This is a genomic window from Sulfolobales archaeon (genome assembly GCA_038897115.1).
GTDB lineage: Archaea > Thermoproteota > Thermoprotei_A > Sulfolobales > AG1 > AG1.
Genome location: JAWAXC010000158.1, coordinates 1 through 3684, shown reverse-complemented (window position 1 = coordinate 3684; position 3684 = coordinate 1). Strand labels below are relative to the sequence as shown.

Sequence of the window (3684 nt, the reverse complement as noted above, 5' to 3'; positions counted from 1 at the left end):
AAGCAGATCCAGCTAGAATAATTATTAGAGATTTGTGCTAAATCCCTTATGTCAAACCTTTCTATACTAAAACTGTAGCCAGTTACAAGATAATATTTAAAATGTTATGAAATATTTTCAGCTTTATGAAGAAGTCTTGTAGTTTTTAAAAAGGCTGAGGTTGAAAGAAAATCATTTACAGAAAGTATTTAATTTTAATTATTTATCATATTATATTTATTTTAGATCACTAAAAGTAAAGTTGTAATAATTAATTATTTGTTAGATTATATTCAAACTATAGGCTCTAACTAGTCCTAGATGTTAAGAAATATTTACCTGCTATTATGTGACGAGAAGCTTTAGAACCTTCACTAGAACTTGGATATTAGGAAGTTATGCTAAGCCAGTATGCGGAAAATCGTAAATATTAATTTTTCTTTTGACTTTTATTAGCGAACCTCTTAAATCCAAAGAAATAATAGGGAAAATAACGTATAAAAATCAAAAAGTTTAGGATGATTTTAGATTCGGTGATTCTCTTATTAACCATAAGGTTAGCTATTGAAGGTGATTTTTTAGGAATAGAAATATAGAATGGAAAATTACCCCTTTCTAACTAGGTAAATAACTTCCTTAATATCATCAAACTCTCAGGCAAGAAGGATTTTGGAAAGAAATATTAACTTAATTTAAAGAGGGATTCTCAAAATCAGTTTAATATACGAAAGAGTAAAATTACTACTAAATCTTAAAATCGTGCAAACGAGAAAAATGCTTTTAAAAGAACTAATAAGCTAGCAAGAATTTCATGATACACATAATCTCTGCAATTAACACAGATGATACCTTTTCGTAATAGAGATAAGAAATCTCTAACGGTATATCTTTTATAAAAGTAGTTTCATCAAAGTCTTCATAAAACTCAATTTATCATTTAGAAAGGAAAATATTATTTCTTTTTCATCACTTTCAAATAACCTTATCTTCTTAAAAAAGAGAATCAGAAATAATAACAAAAGTAGGTCGAAGAAGAGGGGGTATGGGAAAGGATCAAGAAATACCTCATAAGCGAAAATTAATGGAATTAGTGATAATACAACTAACTCCTTTCTCCCTAATTCAAATACTTTAGTATATAAAGAATACCATAGGATGAATGAAGAACTAATTATTGAGGATAATAATTGAGAAATAGCCCCTCCTAAAATCCCTAACCTAGGAATTAGAATAAAGGATGTAGTAACCACTGTTAGTCCAGTAATTATTGACAAGAAGGTAAATGGCCTCAAATTTCTCTTGAAGGCTATAATTAACTGAGTTAGAATATTTATCGGCATAGTAAGAGTAAGTGTTAGTAGTAATATTGTAATCACTGGTAAACCACTCTTATAAGCTGGGAATAGAATTGGAACTAGATAATACGCAATTGGTAAAGATAAGATTGAAATAATAAACGACATTATCGCAGTGACCTTAAACGCTATTTTACTCATTTTTAATTCGTCCTTACCTTTTGCTTTATAATATGAGGAAGACGTTAATAGAGCATAATTTGCGGCATTAATCATCATACTAGGTACTCCAGATAGAAGTGCCGAAAATTGATAAATTCCTAGATCAGCAGAGCCTAATAAATAAGCAGTAGTAATCCTATCCCCTTGAGAACTCAGAAAATTAGAGAAATTTGATAAATAAAACGGTAAGCCCTCTTTAAAGACTTTTTTGAAAATATTATAATCAAAAACTAAGGGCAATCCTTTAACATGATTGTATATTATTAGAAAGGATGATAAGCTGGTTAAAAGCCCACCTAAAGTCCAAATTAGGATAAACAAATAGATATTATGATAAATAACAGCGATAAGTGAAACCCCCCATCTTATTATAAGGAAAGTTATGCCAATTATTGAATTTTCAGTAAATCTATTCAAACCAATTAATATTGAGCTTGAATATGTATAAAACAAGTAAAGTATTAAATATGGTATTGTTAGTTTTACATAATTTGGGAAGATTAAAAGAATTAGGAAAAACGGTGAAACTAAGAATGGAGTTACTAAGACTGTGCTAAGAAATCTCTTTTCTATATTATTTTGCGCGTACATGTAAGATACTTCTCTTACTATAATACTTGTATTAAGGATTGCATAAAATGAGGTAATCGCTTCAAGAAGTTGAATTATCGCAATTTTACCGAAGAATGCTGGTTCAGTTATCTTTGCAGTAAATATGAAGAAAATGAAAGCTACTAAAATATTTACAGTAGTCATGCTAAGACTCTTAAGATAATTAATTATTGGATTCATGATTTTCGCAAACCTCCTTCACGTTTTTCTCCCTTTTTTAGGGAAGGCATTTTAACTAATAAATGTGAGCAATTATGAGTTATATGTGTCATTATTATGGCGTTAATCTTAGCACTCATCATTTTAACCCTCTTAATCTTTTTAGAATTAAAAAAGTTATCATGGCTATTTTTCTTAGCCATCAAAGAAGGTGTAAAATAAGTAATAGTTAATTTAATTACATCTATTAGCATTAATGCTAATGCTTACTAATATGTTCTCGTTATTTGGTTAGAGTGTTTTTACAACGCACTTAGAAAAAGTTATCTTTTTTTGGACTAACTTATTATGTAATTATTGAAAATCAGATAATAATTTAATGTTATATATAATTTTCTTGCTAATCCGCTTTTCATAGCTTTGAATGATCAAGAGTCTATAGATAATATTTTAAAAGTTAAGGAAATTTATGAGAAGGATAGGGAAAGATTCGATGAACTTTCTCTAATGTCGGTTAAAAGAGCTTCTAACTTTGAGAAGAATAAAGTGCTTAGCGATTTTGCGAATAAATTATTAGAAATCTATAATACGTCATCAAATTTAGATTAAAAGAGAAATTTACTTGTAAATTAACTTCCTTTTTAATGTGAGTAAAAATTGCCTTAACTTCAGTGAAATTGCAAAATCCTGTTGCATAAATTTTATTTTTCCAGTTATTTATTTACTCTCATCATGAAGGTTACTGTAGCCATTCCAACATATAATAGGAAAGAGAAGTTGAGAAGGCTCTTATATTCCGTGAAGAATTCCTCCTTTAACGATTTTGAAATAATAGTCGTGGACGACGCCTCTACTGATGGGACTGAAGACATGATAAAGAATGAATTTCCAGATGTGATCTATATCAAACATGATAAGCCAACGTTAGTAGCGAAATCTAGAAATGATGCAATTGAAGCTAGCCAAGGCGAATTCATTTTCTTCATTGATGATGATAATGTGATAGAAAGAGACACAATAGAGAAATTGTATGATTATGCGATAAAACATGAAGAAGTTGGGGTAATAGCTCCAGTTACTTGTTACTACAAAAAACCAGAAATAGTAATGTACGCTGGTGCAGTTTATTCAAAAATTATGAGAAGAACAATCTATTTGTATTCTAATTGTAAATGTAAGGATTTAGAGGACAAGATAATAGAAGCTGATACTTTTGCTAATAGTTACATGATTCGTAAAGAGGCGATTAGAAAAGCTGGGCTAATTCCTTGGAAGAGAATACCTTGGAATGGAGAAGATGGGTATTTGCAATATAAGATAAAAAAGTTAGGATATAAGAACGTAACCCTAGGCTCGGCTAGGGTTTATCATGACGTTGATTTGTCGGAAGGTATAAAGAGGTATAATGAAATGAGAG

Annotated in this window: 2 protein-coding genes; one reads left to right on the top strand and one right to left on the bottom strand. The window is 29.5% G+C overall.

The window, feature by feature from the left end:
• Window positions 1-869 precede the first annotated feature (869 nt).
• Entirely contained in the window at window positions 870-2288 is a 1419-nt protein-coding gene (locus tag QXE01_12105; GenBank protein MEM4971982.1) for an oligosaccharide flippase family protein, read from the bottom strand.
• Window positions 2289-2999: 711 nt separating this feature from the next.
• Between QXE01_12105 and QXE01_12100 the strand changes: the two genes are divergently transcribed.
• The coding region (locus QXE01_12100; GenBank protein MEM4971981.1) for a glycosyltransferase family 2 protein at window positions 3000-3684 on the top strand (685 nt) is incomplete at its 3' end.

Coding starts and splice junctions, on each gene's coding strand:
- QXE01_12105 (MEM4971982.1), bottom strand. CDS start 2,288: ATGAATCCAATAATTAATTATCTTAAGAGTCTTAGCATGACTACTGTA.